12 protein-coding genes are annotated in these 15,967 nt (G+C 74.3%); 10 read left to right on the top strand and 2 right to left on the bottom strand.

All coding sequences use genetic code 11. The features are described from left to right. Window positions 1-17: 17 nt before the first annotated feature. The 7 genes from BLU95_RS39015 to BLU95_RS39045 all read left to right on the top strand — a co-directional run bounded on the left by BLU95_RS39015 (window position 18) and on the right by BLU95_RS39045 (window position 11,506). The gene (locus BLU95_RS39015; RefSeq protein ID WP_159425208.1) at window positions 18-2,312 is read left to right on the top strand and encodes a type I polyketide synthase; all 2,295 of its coding nucleotides are present in this window, start codon (window positions 18-20) and stop codon (window positions 2,310-2,312) included. Further along, window positions 2,312-2,584, top strand: coding sequence for an acyl carrier protein (locus tag BLU95_RS39020; protein WP_093864189.1), 273 nt, complete (start codon window positions 2,312-2,314; stop codon window positions 2,582-2,584). The genes BLU95_RS39015 and BLU95_RS39020 overlap by 1 nt, the downstream gene beginning before the upstream one ends. Next, window positions 2,581-6,333: an AMP-binding protein gene (locus tag BLU95_RS39025; protein ID WP_093864190.1), complete on the top strand. Its 3,753-nt coding sequence runs from the start codon at window positions 2,581-2,583 to the stop codon at window positions 6,331-6,333. Before BLU95_RS39020 ends, BLU95_RS39025 begins: the two co-directional genes overlap by 4 nt. Window positions 6,334-6,378: 45 nt before the next feature. Next, on the top strand, window positions 6,379-9,336 hold the full coding sequence (locus BLU95_RS39030; protein ID WP_093864191.1) for a type I polyketide synthase: 2,958 nt from the start codon (window positions 6,379-6,381) through the stop codon (window positions 9,334-9,336). Window positions 9,337-9,482: 146 nt separating this feature from the next. Continuing rightward, complete coding sequence (locus BLU95_RS39035; protein WP_093864192.1) at window positions 9,483-9,842, top strand: PadR family transcriptional regulator; 360 nt, start codon at window positions 9,483-9,485, stop codon at window positions 9,840-9,842. Then, a complete protein-coding gene (locus BLU95_RS39040; protein WP_093864193.1) occupies window positions 9,839-10,822 on the top strand; it encodes a hypothetical protein in 984 nt (327 codons plus the stop codon). The genes BLU95_RS39035 and BLU95_RS39040 overlap by 4 nt, the downstream gene beginning before the upstream one ends. Before the next feature lie 138 nt (window positions 10,823-10,960). Next, entirely contained in the window at window positions 10,961-11,506 is a 546-nt protein-coding gene (locus tag BLU95_RS39045) for an SMI1/KNR4 family protein (RefSeq protein ID WP_093864194.1), read from the top strand. 109 nt (window positions 11,507-11,615) lie between these two features. Here BLU95_RS39045 and BLU95_RS39050 read toward each other — a convergent pair whose 3' ends face one another. Both BLU95_RS39050 and BLU95_RS39055 read right to left on the bottom strand, forming a co-directional pair. After that, window positions 11,616-12,200: a hypothetical protein gene (locus tag BLU95_RS39050; RefSeq protein ID WP_093864195.1), complete on the bottom strand. Its 585-nt coding sequence runs from the start codon at window positions 12,198-12,200 to the stop codon at window positions 11,616-11,618. 110 nt (window positions 12,201-12,310) lie between these two features. Next, on the bottom strand, window positions 12,311-12,664 hold the full coding sequence (locus tag BLU95_RS39055) for a hypothetical protein (protein WP_093864196.1): 354 nt from the start codon (window positions 12,662-12,664) through the stop codon (window positions 12,311-12,313). A gap of 350 nt (window positions 12,665-13,014) precedes the next feature. Here BLU95_RS39055 and BLU95_RS39060 point away from each other — a divergent pair, with 350 nt between their 5' ends. The 3 genes from BLU95_RS39060 (at window position 13,015) to BLU95_RS39080 (ending at window position 15,942) form a co-directional block, all read left to right on the top strand. Then, window positions 13,015-13,239, top strand: a complete 225-nt coding sequence (locus BLU95_RS39060) for a hypothetical protein (RefSeq protein ID WP_093864197.1) — start codon at window positions 13,015-13,017, stop codon at window positions 13,237-13,239. A 625-nt stretch (window positions 13,240-13,864) separates the two neighbouring features. Next, a complete protein-coding gene (locus BLU95_RS43510; RefSeq protein ID WP_159425209.1) occupies window positions 13,865-14,776 on the top strand; it encodes a hypothetical protein in 912 nt (303 codons plus the stop codon). Between the two features lie 914 nt (window positions 14,777-15,690). Next, window positions 15,691-15,942 (top strand): hypothetical protein, encoded by a 252-nt coding sequence (locus tag BLU95_RS39080; protein ID WP_093864201.1) that lies wholly within the window; start codon window positions 15,691-15,693, stop codon window positions 15,940-15,942. Window positions 15,943-15,967 lie beyond the last annotated feature (25 nt).

Here is a 15,967-nt window from a genome sequence, read left to right on the forward strand (position 1 = left end):
GAACAGGGGGCACGAGCATGTCCGACGAACAGGGGCAGGACCGGATCGCGATCATCGGCATGGGGATCAGGCTCCCCGGCGCCGGACGCGACCTCGACCGCTACTGGCACGACATCGAGAACGGCGTCGAGTCGATCTCCTTCTTCACGCGCGAGCAACTCCTCGGCTGGGGCGTCCCGGAGGAGGTCGCCGACAACCCGAACTTCATCCCGGCCCGCGCCGTCCTGGACGACTACGACCACTTCGACCACCGGCTGTTCGGCTACTCGCCGCAGGACGCCGTCCTGATGGACCCGCAGCAGCGGATCCTGCTCGAATGCGCCTGGGGCGCGCTGGAGCACGCGGGCTACCCGCCGATCGGCGCGGACGGCAACCGCACGGCCGTGTACGTCGGCACCGGGATGAACGTCTACCTGCTCGACATCCTGTGGCCGAACGTCCGCGCGGTGAAATCGGCCGGCGGACTGGGAGTGCTCACCTCCAGCGACAAGGACTACGCCGCCACCAGGATCGCCTACAAGCTCAACCTCCAGGGCGCGGCCTTCTCCGTGCAGACCGCGTGCTCCACGTCGCTGGTCGCCATCCACCTCGCGGTGCAGAGCCTGCTCACCTACGAGGCCGACATGGTGCTCGCCGGCGCCGCCTCCTCCGGCCCGCCCACCCGGCGCGGCCACTTCTACGCCCCCGGCGGCACCTTCTCCCGCGACGGCCACTGCCGCACCTTCGACGTGGCCGCCGACGGCACCGCGGACGCCGACGGCGGCGGCGTGCTGGTGCTCAAGCGCCTGGAGGACGCGATCCGGGACGGCGACACCGTGCACGCGGTGATCGCCGGAACCGCCGCCGTCAACGACGGCGCCCGCAAGGCCGGGTTCACCGCGCCCGGGGTCGAGGGCCAGGCCACCACCATCCGCACTGCGCTCGCGGCGGGCGGTATCGACCCCGACACCATCGGGCTGATCGAGACCCACGGCACCGCCACCCCGCTCGGCGACCCGATCGAACTCGCCGCGCTGCGCTCGGTGTTCGGCACCGACCGGGGCGACCGTCCGAAGGCCGCCCTGGGCGCCCTCAAGTCCATCATGGGCCACCTGGACACCGCCGCCGGGGTCGCCGCCGTGATCAAGACCGTGCTCGCGCTGAAGCACCGCACCATCCCGCCGGTGGGCCTGTTCACCGCGCCCAACCCGGCCCTCGAACTGGAGAAGTCGGTCTTCTGGGTGCCCGCCACCGCGACCGAGTGGCCGGCCGTCGACGGCGTGCGGCGGGCCGGCGTCAGCTCCTTCGGCATCGGCGGCACCAACACCCACATCGTTCTGGAGGAGGCCCCGCCGGTCACCCCCCGCAGGCCCCGCCGCCCGGCCAGCGAACTGCTGCTGGTCTCGGCCAGGACGGAGGAGGCGGCCACCGCGAGCCTGGCCCGGGTCGACGCCTTCCTCGCCGACCTGCCGCCGGCCGAACTCGGCGACGTCGCCTACACCTTGCGCACCGGAAGGACCGAGCTCCCCTGGCGCGGCTTCACCGTCCGGATGCCGGAGGAGGACCTCAAGCCGCTGCTGCCGGTGCGCCGCACCGACCCGCGGGCCGCCGAACGCGGCGTCGGCTACCACCTCACCGGCGGCGGCCGACTGCCCGGCTGCGGGCACTGCTACCACATCGACCCCGACTTCCGCCGGATCATCGACCAGGGCTACGCCGCGCTGCGCCCGCTGGGCGAGGACGCCGACCCGGCGACCAAGGAGCGGGTGGGCCGGTTCGCCGTCGCGATGGCCTGGACCGACGCCCTGGACCGCCGCGGCATCCGCCCGGTCGCCCTGGCCGGCAACGGCCCCGGCGCGGTCGCGGCCGCCTGCACCGCCGGGGTGTTCGACCTCGCGACCGGCATCGAACTGGCCCTCGGGCGGCGGCCGTCCGACTGGCGACCGGCCGCACCCACCGCCCGGCTGTACTCCCCGGTCGACGGCGCGCCGGTCACCGCGGCGCAGGCCGCCGACGCCGACTACTGGGCGAGCCGGTTCGACGAGCCCGGCGACGGCACGTTCGCCCCGCCGGCCGTGGACCCCGAGCCCGCCACCTGGCTGGAGGTCGGCACCCAGGTCTTCCCGCACATGGGCGTCGAACTGCCCGAGATGAGCAGCGCCTACGACCGGATGCTGGCCGCCGTCGGCCTGCTCTGGCAGCTGGGGATCGGTGGCCCCTGGAACGAGGAGGGGGACCGCGGCCGCCGCCGGGTCCCCGCCCCCGGCTACCCGTTCGCCCCCACCCGGCACTACCTGGAGATCCCCGCCACCGCGAAGGAGAGGCACCTGTGATGAACCCTCGGACCGAACAGGACTGGATCGCCGAGTTCGAGCAGCTCTGGATGGAGGTCCTCGGCGTCGACGAGGTCCACGAGCACGACGACTTCTTCGACCTCGGCGGCCACTCGCTGAGCGCCCTGCGGCTGAGCACCCTGATCCGCCAGGAGCTCAACCGCCCCGTCGACCTCGCCGACGTGCTGCACAACCCCCGCTACGGCGACCTGCTGGCCGTGGCCGGCCGGGACGAGCCGGAGCCGGCGGGGACCGAGGGCGGTCGGGCATGACCGTCGCCCCCGGGCGCGCGGCCGACTGGCTGCCACTGGTCGCGGAGGTACTCGGGCTGTCGGCCGACGAGGCCGACACCCGGTACCGGGCCGAGTCGTTCACGGCCCTGGGCGGATCCTCGCTCCAGGCGATCGCACTCGGCGCCCACGGCCAGCGGCGGCTGGCCCGCGACGTCGCGGTCGCCGGGCTGCTCGGCCCGGACCCGCTGGCCGCCGTGCTGGCCGGCGCCCGGGACTTCGTACCGAGCGCCCCGCCGCCCCTAGACCCGGCCGCCGCCCCGCAGCCGCGCGCGCTCCTGCCCGGGCAGCGGGCCATGCTCGCGGCCCACCTGGCCGGCCAGGACCAGCCCTACCGGCTGCTCTTCACCCTGCGGCCGCCGGAGCCGCTCGACCTCGGGCGCACCCGGGCCGCGCTGCGGGCCCTCACGGCGCGGCACGAATCGCTGCGCACGATGTTCACGGGCTCCACCGGTGAGCCGATTGCCTCCGGGGCCCCGAGGACCGTGCGCCGGGTCGTGCTGCCCGCCTCCCACGAGCCGCGGCTGCTGCACCAGACCCTGCCCGCCGGGACCGACGCGGTGCGCACCGTGCACGAGCTGTACGCCGCGCGTGCCGGGGAACTGCTGCGCCCCTTCGACCGGCCGCCCGTGGTGTTCGTCCGCACCCTCGCCGGGACCGAGACGCTGCTCTCGGTGCTGGTGCACCACGCGCTGGCCGACGGCTGGAGCATCGGTGTGCTGTGGCGCGACTTCGCCCGGCTGTACGAGGACGGACCGGACGCGCTGCCCGGGCCCGGACCGTCGCCGGACTGGACCGGCACCCGGCTGGCCGCCCGGGAGGCCTCCGGCGACCTGGCGGTGGCCGTGGCCGGGGTGAGGCGGCGGCTGGACGGCGCCCCGCTGGTGGCGACGCTGCCCGGCGGGCCGGACCCGGCCGGTGCCGACGGTACGGGTGGTGCCGCTGGTACGGGCGGCACCGACGGTGCCGGCGCCCGGCTGGTGTTCGAGCTGCCGGAACAGGTGGGCGAGGGCGTGGACCGGTTGGCGCGGCGCTGCCGGACCACGGTCACCTCGGTGCTGCTCGCGGCGTGGTCGCTGGCCGCGGCCCGCCGGATCGGCACCGGCGACCTGGTCCTCGGCGTGGCGGCCGCGGGCCGCTCCGAGGCCGGCATGGAGGACGTGGTCGGGCTCTGCACCCGGATCGTCCCGGTCCGCTGCCGGATCGACGACACCCGGACGGTCGCCGAGCACGTGCGGGCCACCGCCGGTGCGCTCGCCGACGCGCTCGCGGACGCCGACCTGCCGTTCGACCGCGTGGTGACCGGCCTGGACGGCACCGTCGACGGGACCCGTAACCCGGTGGCGCAGCTGGGCTTCGCCGCCCACCACGACCTGGTCCCCGACTCCTTCGGGACCGCGGGCGGCACCTGGCGGGTGTACGAGGGCCACTGCGCGGGATCGGCCTTCGACGCCCTGCTGTACGTGCAGTCCTGGTCGCCGCGGCCCAGGCTCGCCGTCGAGTACGCGACCTCGGCGCAGAGTGCGGCGGACGTCGGCGAGCTGGCCGAGTCGCTGCAGGCCGTGCTGGCGGATCTGGCGGGGCACGCAGGGGGAGCGGGGGACTGGGGGGACGCGGCCGAGCCGCAGACCCCCGTCGGACGGATCGCCGGGCTCTCCGCCGGCCAACTGGCGCGGCTGCGGGAACTCGGCCTGGGCACGGACTCCACGACCGGCGACGACCTGTGGGGCCGGTTCGAGCGGCGGGTGCGGGAGCGTCCCGACGCGACGGCGCTGCTCGATCCCGACGCGGGCCACACGCTGACCTACCGGCAACTGCACGCGTACGCCCTCGACCAGGCCGGGCTGCTGCACGGGTGCGGGGTCCGCGCCGGTGACCGGGTGGTGCTGGAGCTGCCGAGGTCGGCGGCGGAGGCGGTGGCCGTTCTCGGCGCCCTGCGCCTGGGCGCCGCCTGGGTGGCGGTGGACCCGGCCGCCCCGGCGGCCGGACGCGCCGCGATCGCGGTCGCGGTCGCGGCCGCCGCCCGGATCGGCGGGGCGGCGGACGACCCGGCCTTCGCCGGCGTCCCCCGGTGCCCGCAGGCCGGGCCCGGCCGCCCGCAGGCCGGTCCCGGCCGGGTGCTCCCGGCGGGGCTGCCCGCCGGAGCGGGTGCCGCACTCCCGGCGCACCGGCCGGAGCCCGCCCGGGCGGCCTACGTCTCGTTCACGTCGGGAACCACCGGCGTCCCCAAGGGTGTGGTGGTCCCGCACCGCGCGGTGCTGCGCCTGGTGGACGACGAGGACCTGTTCGCGCCCCTGGTCCCGTCCGCGTCCTCCGACGCCGGCCCTCCCTCCGACGCGGGCCCTGCCTCCGGAGCGGGCCCTGCCTCCGACGGGGAGCGTTCGGCCGACGCGGAGCGTTCCGCCGCCGACGGGCCGCGAACGTCGATGCTGCGGCTGTCCCCGCTGGCCTTCGACGCCTCCACCCTGGAGCTGCTGGTGCCGCTGGCGAGCGGGGCGACCGTGGTCGTCCACCCGCCCGTGGAGCCCACACCCGACAGCCTGGCGCGCTTCCTTCCCGCCGCCGGCGTGACCCACGCCTGGTTGACGGCCGGCCTGTTCCACCTGGTGGCCGACCACCGGCCGGACGCGCTGCGCGGGCTGCGCCAGGTGTTCACCGGCGGCGGGGTGGTCTCACCGGCGCACGTCCGGCGGGTCCTCGAGCAGTCGCCCGGACTGCGGGTCACCAACGGCTACGGGCCCACCGAGAACACCACGTTCACCACGGTGTGCCACGTCGAGGGTGTGTCCGAGGTGTCCGACCCGTTCCCGATCGGCCGCCCGGTGCACGGTACCGGCGTGCGGATCACCGGCCCGGACGGGCGGCCGGTGCCACCCGGGGCGGTGGGTGAGCTGCGGGCCACCGGCGCGGGACTGGCCGACGGCTACCTGGGCGATCCGGAGCGCACCGCGCAGTCGTTCAACGAGCCGGCCGGCGAGCGCGAGTACCGCACCGGCGACCTGGCCCGCTGGGGCGCGGACGGGCGGCTGCTCTTCCTGGGCCGCGTCGACCGGCAGCTGAAGGTCGCCGGGCACCGGATCGAACCGGTCGCCGTCGAGCGGCGGATCAAGGAGCAGGACGGGGTGCTGGACGCCGTCGTGCTGCTGGCCGGTGAGCGGCTCTGCGCGGCGGTCAAGGCCGATGCGGGTGTCCTGGACCGGGTGCGGGCGGCTGTCGAGCCGGTGCTCGCGCCCTACGAGCGCCCGCAGCGCTGGCAGGCGGTGCCGCGGTTCCCGCTGGACCGCAACGGCAAGGTCGACCTGCGGGCCCTCGGTGCGCTGTTCGACCCCGTGCCCGCGCCTGTGCCTGTGCCCGCGGTCGCTGTGCCCGCTGCGGCCGCTGTTCCCGCTGCTCCCGAGCCCGCCGCCCCCGGGCCGGACCGGGGCGGTGCGGAGTCGGCAGTCGGTGCGGCGTCGGTCGCCGAACCGGTCGCATCGGTCGCACCGGTCGCACCGGTCGACCTGGCCACCGACGACGCCGAGGAGCTGATCCGTGACGTCTGGACCGAGGTGCTCGGGACCGACGACTTCGACTTCGACGAGGCCTTCTTCGACGTCGGCGGCGACTCGCTCACCCTCGCCATGGTCCGGACCCGCCTGGAACAGCGATTGGGCGCGCGACCAATATCTCTGGCGGAGCTGTACCGGTACCCCACCGTCCAGGCCCTTGCCCAGCATCTGCGCACGACATGACGAAACGACATCACGACGAAACGACGAATCGACGGGGGTGATGAGATGAGCGACGAGCTGAACGACCGAATGAACGACAAGCCGAACGACCGGGCGAGCGACGGGCCGGGCCACGACATCGCGATCGTCGGAATGGCCGGCCGCTTCCCGGGCGCCGCCGACCTCGACGAGTACTGGAACGGTCTGCTCGCCGGGCGGGTGGCGGTCGCCCGGCTGTCCCGCGAGGAACTGCGGGCGGCCGGAGTGCCCGCCGCCGACCTGGCCGACCCGGCCTACGTGCCGGCCCGCGGCCTGCTCGCCTGTCCGGAGCTGTTCGACGCCGAGTTCTTCGGCATCCCGCCGCGGGAGGCCGACCTGATGGACCCGCAGCACCGACTGCTGCTCGAGACCGCCTGGGAGGCGCTGGAGAGCGGTGGACTGATCACCGACCGGCCGGCGGGCCGGGTCGGCGTGTTCGCGGGCTCCGGATTCAACTACTACCTGCAGCAGCAGGTCCTGGCCGACCCGGAACTCCTGGCCGAGCAGGGACTGCTGTCCGTGGTGCTCGCCAACGAGAAGGACCACCTCGCGGCCCGGATCGCCTACCGGCTGGGCCTGAACGGACCCGCGATCGGCGTCCAGACCGCCTGCTCCACCTCGCTGGTCGCCGTGCACCTGGCCTGCCAGAGCCTGCGCACCGGGGACTCGGACCTCGCCCTGGCCGGCGGCGTCGACCTGGAGTTCCCGCAGCAGGCCGGCTACCGCTACGAGCCCAAGGGCATCATGTCGCCCGACGGCGCCTGCCGCCCGTTCGACGCCGCCGCCAACGGCACCGTGCCGGGCAGCGGCGTCGGCATGGTCGTCCTCAAGCGGGCCGCGGACGCGGTCCGCGACGGCGACCGGGTCCACGCGCTGATCTCCGGCTCGGCCGTCAACAACGACGGTGCGGCGAAGGTCGGTTACACCGCCCCCGGGGCGGGCGGCCAGGTCGACGTGCTCACCCGCGCCTACGCGGCCGCCGGCGTCCACCCGTCGACGATCGGCTACCTGGAGGCGCACGGCACCGCCACCGAGGTCGGCGACGCCATCGAACTGTCCGCGCTGCGCGAGGTGTTCGGCGACGGACGGGGCACCTGCTCGCTCGGCTCGGTCAAGGCGAACATCGGACACCTGTCGGCCGCCGCCGGCGTGGCCGGCCTCATCAAGGCCGTCCTCGCCCTGCGCCACCGGCGGATCCCGCCGCTCGCCGGCCTCGACCGGCCCAGGGCCGAACTGGACGACCCGGCATCGCCGTTCACCGTCGACAGGGTCGCCCGGGAGTGGACCGCCCCGGCCGGCCGACCGCGCCGGGCCGCCGTCAGCTCCTTCGGCCTCGGCGGGACCAACGTCCACGTCGTGCTCACCGAGGCACCCGCCGACCCGGCGCCGCCCACCCCGACCGCCCCGGACGTCGTCCTGGTCTCCGCCCCCACCGAACCGGCCCTGCGGAGCGCCGCCGAACGCCTCGCCCGCCACCTCGCCGACCACCCCGGCCTCCCGCTGCCCGACGTCGCCCTGACCACGCAGCAGCACCGCCGGCACTTCGCCCACCGGATCGCCGTCGCCGCCCCGGACGCGGTGAGCGCGGCCCGCGCCCTGACCGGCGCACCCGTGCGCACCGCGCTGCGCCGGCCCGAGGTGGTCTTCCTGCTCCCCGGCCAGGGCGCCGAAGCACCCGGCATGGCGGAATGGGCCTACCGCCGCTACCCGTCCTTCGCCGCCGACATCGACCGCGGCAACGAACTCGCCCGGCACCTCCTCGGCGTGGACCTGCGCGACCTGCTGGTCGGCCGCGACCCGCAGGGCCTGATCCACCGCACCGACCTCACCCAGCCCGCCCTGGTGCTGCACGAGTACGCGCTGGGCCGGCTGCTCGGCTCCTTCGGGGTCCGGCCCGCCGCCCTGCTCGGGCACTCGGTGGGGGAGTACGCGGCGGCGTGCCTGGCCGGCGAACTCGAGCTGGCCGACACGCTGCGCCTGGTCGCCGAGCGGGGCGCGCTGATGCGGCGGGCCCCCGAGGGCGGCATGGTCGTGGTCCTCGCCGCGCCGGACGTAGTGCGCGGACAACTCGCCGGACCGGACCGGCTCGACATCGCCGCGGTGAACGCGCCGGAGGTGGTCGTGGTGTCCGGCCCGCCCGACGCGCTCACCCGGCTGCGCGCCCGGCTGGACACCGCGGGCATCCAGCACCGGGTCCTGCCCACCGAGCGGGCCTTCCACTCCCGGATGATGGCCGGGGCCGCCGCCGCGCTGGACACGGTGGCCGCGACGGTCGAGGCCAAGCCGGGCGGGATCGACGTGATCAGCACCGTCAGCGGTCGGCTCCTGCCTGCCGGCGGCCTCCGGCCCGCCGGCTACTGGGCGGAGCAGCTGCGCAGCCCCGTGCGCTACCAGGACGCGGTGGTCACGGCGGCGGCCCGAAGCCGGGCGGTGCTCGTCGAGGTGGGCCCGGGCAGCGGCCTGATCGGCAGCGCCCGGCAGATCCCCGAGGCCCGGCGGACGCCCGTGGTGGCACTGCAGCCGCGCCGCGCCGACCTGCTGAGCGGCCTCGGCGCGCTGTGGGCCGCGGGCGTCGAACTGGACTGGACGGCGGTGCGCGCGGGGACCCCGGCGGTCCGGGCACCCCTGCCCGCCCGCCCCTTCGCCGCCGCCCGCCACTGGCTGGACACACCGGTGGCCCCGGCCGCCCCGGCGCCGGAGTCAGCGACCGGCCCGGTCCCGGTCCCGGCCCCGGACCCCGATCCTGTCCCGACTGCGACCGAGGAGGACCCGACCGTGCAACAGATCGCGGAGATCTGGCGCTCACTGCTCGGGGTGCCGACCGTCGGGCCCGACTCCGACTTCTTCACGCTCGGCGGGGAGTCGCTGCTCTTCATCCGCATGATCGCCCAGGTCCAGCGCAGGTTCGGCGTCCCGGTCCGGATCGCCGAGCTGGCCGAAGCACCGACCCCGAGGGCGATCGCCGCCCACGTGATCGGCGGGTGACCCGGTCGGTCCCGGTGTGCGCCCCACCGCACACCGGGACGTCGGCCGCCGGTCGCCCGGGACGCGCTCCGCCGCACACCGGGACGGCCTCCGCCTCCGATGGATAAATCATCGACATATGTAAATCAATGATCTATGGTTCCCGCATGGCAGACCGTCAGCTGCAGGAACCGGCGAGGCTCGTACTCACCGCACTGGCCGACGAGCCCCGGCACGGCTACGCGATCCTCCAGGAAGTCCTGGCGATCACCGAAGGCCGCACCAGGATGCTCACCGGCACCCTCTACACGGCCCTGGACCGCCTGCTCCAACAGGGCCTCGTCCGGATCGCCCACGAGGAGGTCGTGGCCGGCCGACTGCGCCGCAGCTTCGAGCTGACCGAGCAGGGCCGGGCCACCCTGACCGAGGAGACCCAACGGCTGCGCGCCGGCGTGGCCGAGGCCGAACGCCGGCTCGCCCTCGGCGGCCTCCGGCCCACGCTGCGCACGAACTGGGGAACGGCATGACCGACGAGCGCACCGCCCTTCCCGCCCTGCTGCGGCGTCTTCCCCTCGACAGCCTCTACCCGGCGGCGTACCGAGCCGCGCACGGCGAGGAGATCAACGCCGTTCTCGCCGACGCCGTCCAGCACGCCGGCCCCCGCACCGCCCTGCGCGAGTGGGCCGCCCTCGCCGCACACGCCGTGCGACTGCGCACCCGGCTCGGCTCGAGCGATCCCGCCGGCCGGATCCTCGCCGGTGCCGCGCCGCCCCTGCTGGCCGGCGGCGCCGCCCTGAGCCTGCTTCACCTGCTGTTCGGCACCCTTCCCGCCGGTCCCGACGCGCACTGGGAGGCGGGCGCCGCGCAGAGCGCGCCGTGGATTCTCGGCCTGCTGTTTGCCACCCTCGGCCGCTGGGCCCCGGCCCGGGCCATGCTCCTGGTGGCGGCTCTTCTCCCGCCGATCACGGCGTCCGTCGGAACTCCCGAACTGCCCGGCCTCTGGACCGTCACGGCTCTCCTGGTGCTGATCGCACCGCCCGACGCCGTCGACCTCTCCCGGCGGGGCCGTTCCTGGGCGATCGGCTCCGCCGCAGCCGTCGCCCTGCCGCTGAGCGGCCTGACCGCCCTGTGGCTCGACTTCCGGCCAGAGGACTACCCCCACCTCGTCCTCCCGCCCCTCCAGCAGGCCCTGCTCGACCTCTCCCCGGTCTGGGCGGCCCTTGTCCTGGGCCTCGCGCACCTCCTGCGCCTCGCCAGGCCGAACGCCGACCCCCTGCACGCGGGCGGCATCGCGCTCGCCGTCCTGCCCTGGACGCTCACGATCGCCCCACCCCTCCACACCAGCACCTCGACCGGCACACTCGACCTGCTGCTCCGCAACGTCGGCATGGTCCTCGCCTTCCTGGCCGCCACCACCGCCATCGCCCTCGCCATCCTGCGTCGCCGCACCCGGCACCCCCACCCCACCGAACCGGCCCGACCACGAGCATCCGGCCCCACGGCGTAGCCACGAGGCAGCGGCGCCACGGCCCCTGGGCCCGCCTGTGGGTGACCACCCACAACAGGCGGGGCCCGGGGGCGCCAGCCCAGGACACGGGGCGGTACGGTGACCGTTCGAATCGCGCCACCCGCAGAGGAGTTCGCCATGGTCCACCAGGCCGTCACCCGCCTGGCCGCTCTGCTCGGGGAGCCGGGCGGCCAGGGCGACACCGTGGACTGGGAGGAGCTGGCACGGACCACGGGCCTGCGTCTGCCCGCCGACTACCGCGACTTCGTCACGCTCTACGGGGGTGGCGAACTGGACGATTACCTCGGCGTCAGCACGCCGCCGGTGGCCGGCTCGCCGTACGGCAGCCTCCTTGACGCACTGGACTTCGATCCGAGGGAGGAGCCGGTGGCCCTTGCCGGTACGAACCCGGAGGACCTGGAGAAGAGGCGACTTCTCCGCTTCGCGAGCAGCGCCAACGGTGACGTGGTCTTCTGGCTCTGCGAGGCCCGGGATCCGGACAGTTGGGACATCGTGGTCTTCAAGCGCCAGGCCCGCTACGGAGAGGAGCGCTGGATCCGGTTCGATCTGGGCTTCGGCGAGTTTCTCCTTGCCACCCTGTCCGGTACGCTGCCCGGCCCGTTCAGCGACGGAGGCTTTGCCGAGCCCCCGCACTCCTACCGCAGCTGGCGCCAACTGGTTTGACTCGCGGTGTTGTTCGTGTCGAGCCGCCGGTCGCCCGACTGCATCGCGGGTCGATGGAAGCCCCTCGCCACTGACGACCTGCCGGCGTCGGCGCGGCCCCGGGCGCGGATCAGAACGCCTCGAAGCTCGGCTCGACCGGTCGTCCGGTCTCGCCGCGCTCCCGCAGTTCGTCCAGGTCTTCCGGCTCCAGGAACTCCCGGGCGGCCGGGTCGATCCCGTGCTGCGGTTCCACGTAGCGCAGGCTCTCGACGAAGGCGAGGACGAAGTCGGTGAACGTCCCGTCGAAGACCTCCGGGTCGCCCCCGTTGATGTTCGTGACGATCTTCCAGCGATCCGGGTCCGGGTCGCACGGCCAGAAGAAGTGCTCGTCGCCGCCGTAGTCGTACCCCCAGGAGATCAGGCCGCCCGGTGCGGGGTGGAACCGGAAGGGGTAATCGGCCGGGTCGCGTCGCCACGACCGACCGAACGACTCGTGGATCCCGCGCATCCGGTCCAGCAGGGGGCTGGACCCGCGGGGATGGAACACCACGAGCTCCCCGCAGACCAATCCGGTGCCGTAGGCGTCGAGGAAGGCCTTGAACTCCCCGGGCAGCGCTGAGCCGACATAGTCCTCGACCTCGGCCCAGTCGTTGGCGGCCACCGCTCGGCCCGGCGGCGGGCCGAACAGTCGCACCAGGTCGTCCAGGCCAGCCATCTACCCCACCCGCTTGATCTTGGCTTGTCGGCGGCAGAGCCTGTCAGGCTCGGCCGCAGGGCGCAAGCGGAGCGGGACCGGTACCCCTGCCCGCTACGGGCGTACCTGCGTCAACCGCACAGCCGTCGTCGGGCCAGGCCCAGCGTGACCTCGGTGGTGTCGCTCCAGGAGCAGACCTCCAGCGAGGAGAGGTAGCCGCCCTCGGCGAAGACCAGGACCTCGCCGGGACAATCACCGTTCTTCAGCAGGATCTGGGCATCGGCGACGATCACGTCGGGCGTCGGCGGTGCCGGCCGGACCGTGGCGGTGTCGAGGTCGAAACAGGCTGTGCCGCAGCCGCACGTGCAGCGCCCGCTGACACTCAGGTGGGGTATCTGGGCGCGGAGTGCCACGCGGACCGGATCGTCGCCGTCGAGGAGGACACCGAGGACATCGGCCACGTCGGAAGGAAGGCCATCGGTCATGGCCGCACCATATCCGAACTGTGGTCTTCTCATCCTGGTGGAACAGGGATACGGGGGCCGGGCTTTCGCGCTTGGGGGTGTGGCGCCGCCGAACTCCGCGACAGGCCCGGTGCGTTGCAGGCGGTAGTGCCGCTCCGGCGCGACTGCCCGCGCGGCAGGTCGGTGGCCACCCGGCGTCCGAGTCCGCCTGCTCCTGGCAGGCGGGGCTGCGTCGAGGCAGAATGATCGCCATGACGACTTGAAGAGCACCCGCGGGCCGGAAGTCCTGGCGCAAGCGAGGTGACGGCTGGTCGGTCCTCGACGGCGTCCGCCGGCTCTGCGCCGTTTGCCACGAGCCGGTCCGGTCCTACGTGTACCGCCTCCGCCCGCCCGAATCCTCCGGCTTCGAGCGTTGCGTCGCTCTCGCCTGGTGCTCGGGATGCCGGATCTGGTCGAGCAGCACGGTCCACGTTCCGCGCGGTCAGGTCCTGGTCGACGCCCTGGCATCGCTGCCCGCCGCCGACCGCGACCTGCTGCACCGGAAGGAGGCCGTGATGGTCGACCGCCTCGACGGTCGGGGCGTCGGTCAGCGGTGAGGTGCGCAGTGACCTCTGACGGTACTGCGACTCGGGACCCAGGTATTGACCTGCGCTTCCCGCTCCGCTGACGACGGGCCCGGACGGCCGGGGTGGTGACAACGGCCGCCGGCCCCACACTCCGACGGAGCTTGGGCGGTTCCGTGCGGGGAAGTGGTCATCCGGTGGGCCGGACGGCGTCCTTGGGCACCCTCTCGTACGCCTCCAGAACTCACACAGGATGTCCTCGACCTGCCACGCCTTCCAGGTGCGGAGGGCATCGGGGAGTTGCTCATGCAGCAGCCACTCGATCCTGGGGCGGTCCACAATATTCTCCTTCCACGTCCGACCCTGCCGACGGCCCCGGCCGATCGTACTTTCGAGCTGTTGACCGGCACGGCCCCCGGTGGCGGTACGGACCCGGGGCCGGCAGGTCCGGCACCGTCCATCGTCGGACTCGCCGACGGACATCGGGGTCCGCGATGCCCTCGCGGAGACGAAGCGCGCGCCGACCGTGGCCGGTCGGCGTGTCAAGCGTGTACTCGCGGCGGACGCCCGCCGAGACCTGCTCCCGAGATCTCGCTCGAGAATGTCAGTGGTTCGTGCAAGTGTTCTCCCTGCTCACCCCACTTGACCGGAGATCTCTGTGACGATCCGCCGTACCACCCTGATTGCCGCTGCCACGGTGCTCGCCCTGTCCGCCGTGGCCGCCTGCAACGACGACACGTCCGCCCCGTCGGCTGCGGGCGGCCCCGTCGCGCAGAGCGCGAACGCGAGCGGCACTCCGAGTGCAACCACGCCGACCGCGACGCCGACGCCGACCGCGACGCCGACCGCGACGCCCACGCCCACCGCGACCCCGACGCCCACCGCGACCCCGAGTCCCGCGGGTGCGCCGGTCGACGCCTCCGGTGCGTTCGACCCGGCGGTGGCCCTGGCGAACCCCGACCGGACGCCCTATGCCGCGACGCTGAACATGAAGACGACCGCGACCGCGAACGGTCAGGGAACCGTGATGACCGCGACCGGCCGGACCAACGTCAACACGCCGGGCCACGAGGGCCGGACCGAGACGAGGATGACACTCGGCGGCAGCGACGAACCCATTCTCTGGATGGAGTCGGTCAACACCGGCAACGGCATCTTCATGCGCGACAAGACCAAGCCGGGCAGCACCTGGGGCCCGACCGGCGACAGCGAGGACGCCACGGACGACAACGGTGCGGGCCTCTACGCCAAGGCCCTCGTCGACGCCGGCCCAGCCGCCCGCAAGGGGATGGAGCAGAAGAGTGGGGTCCCGGCCTTCCACCTCGGGGCCCGCCTGACGGCTGCCCAGATCAAGGCCATCGACCCCGAGGAACACCGGAACATGACCGAGAAGGGCGTCGCCGCGAAGGACTACGACGTCTGGATCGACCGGGCCGGCCGTATCGTGGCCCAGACGCAGTCCATGAAGATACCCAAGGACGGCACCACCGTCACGAGCGTCATCACCGTGACGTACAGCGACTTCGGGCCCCGCGAGACCTTCACCGTGCCGACCACCGGAGCCAGCTGACCCGGCACCCGCGCCGGCCGTGACCCGCGCCGGCCGTGACCCGGCCCGGCGGAGCCCGACTTCCGTCGTTCTCGCGATGGATTCACGGGCAACGTGACCGAAGGACGGACCGCCCGGGCAACGGAACGTCGAACCGGACCTCCCCACCGGTCCGGAAGTGTGCGGGCCCGCACACTTCCGGACCGGTGGATGTCAGCCTGCCGAGTGTCGGCGTTCGGCCCCGTCGGGCGGCCCCGTCAGCTTGACCGCCGGGCCCGCGCAGGTGCCGCCGGTGCGCCCACACGGGTGAATTCCTGTCACCACCGGGTGAGCCGGGCGTGCTTCGGGGGCGGTCGGAGGAGTTGGCTGGGGCCCACTCCTCGGGAAGGTTCGTTGTATGCGGTGTGCGCCCCGGCACTGGCACTCCGTGGTCCGGTGTGCCGTGACGGCGCTGCTGGGCGCCGCACTGGTCCTGCTGGGCGGGGCGGATGCCGCCGAGGCCCGGCCGTGGGTGGCCGGTGCGCACTGCGTCACTGTCCAGGAGGCTCCGGTCGGGGGAGCGGATCCGCTGCCGCTGGTCGCCCCGAGCACCGACGAGTGCCCCGAACCCGCCGAGCGTCGTCGGAGCCACGGGACCGTCCCGGTGCACTCCGGTGCCCACCGCGCGGGACCGGCGTGCGTGGCGGGGTGCGGGCAGCCGCCGCTGCCTCCGGGTGAGGCGTACGCGGGGCACGATCCTGCCCGGACCGCCTCGCCCACGACCAGGTGTTCCGGACGGACCGGGACCGAGGCCATCGGTGCACGAGGTGTGGTCCTGCGCTGCTGAGAGGGCCCGCCGGGCGACTTCGGCTCCACGCGCCGCGCGACACGGCGGTGCGGGGCCCGGCCCGGCTTCCTGCGTCCCCTCTTTCATGCCGTACCGCAGGAGATCCACCATGCCCTTCGACGTCTTCTCCGCCATCGGCGCCATCGTGCGCGCCGAAGCCACCCGGACCACCGAGCACGGTCCGTCGCACCCGTCCGACCTGTCCCACCCGTCGGGCGAGGGCGCTGCCGCCCACCCCGCCGAACTGCGGACGGCCGAGAACCCGGACCTGGAGGCGCTACAGGGGCCCGCCGCCGAACCCGTCCCCCAGGCCGGAGCCCTGCCCCCGGCTGCGCCCCTGCAGCCCGGTCTGACCGCCTGAACACCCTCGGGGTCGGGCGGGCCGG

Origin of the sequence: Streptomyces sp. TLI_053, from assembly GCF_900105395.1 — a bacterium.
GTDB lineage: Bacteria > Actinomycetota > Actinomycetes > Streptomycetales > Streptomycetaceae > Kitasatospora.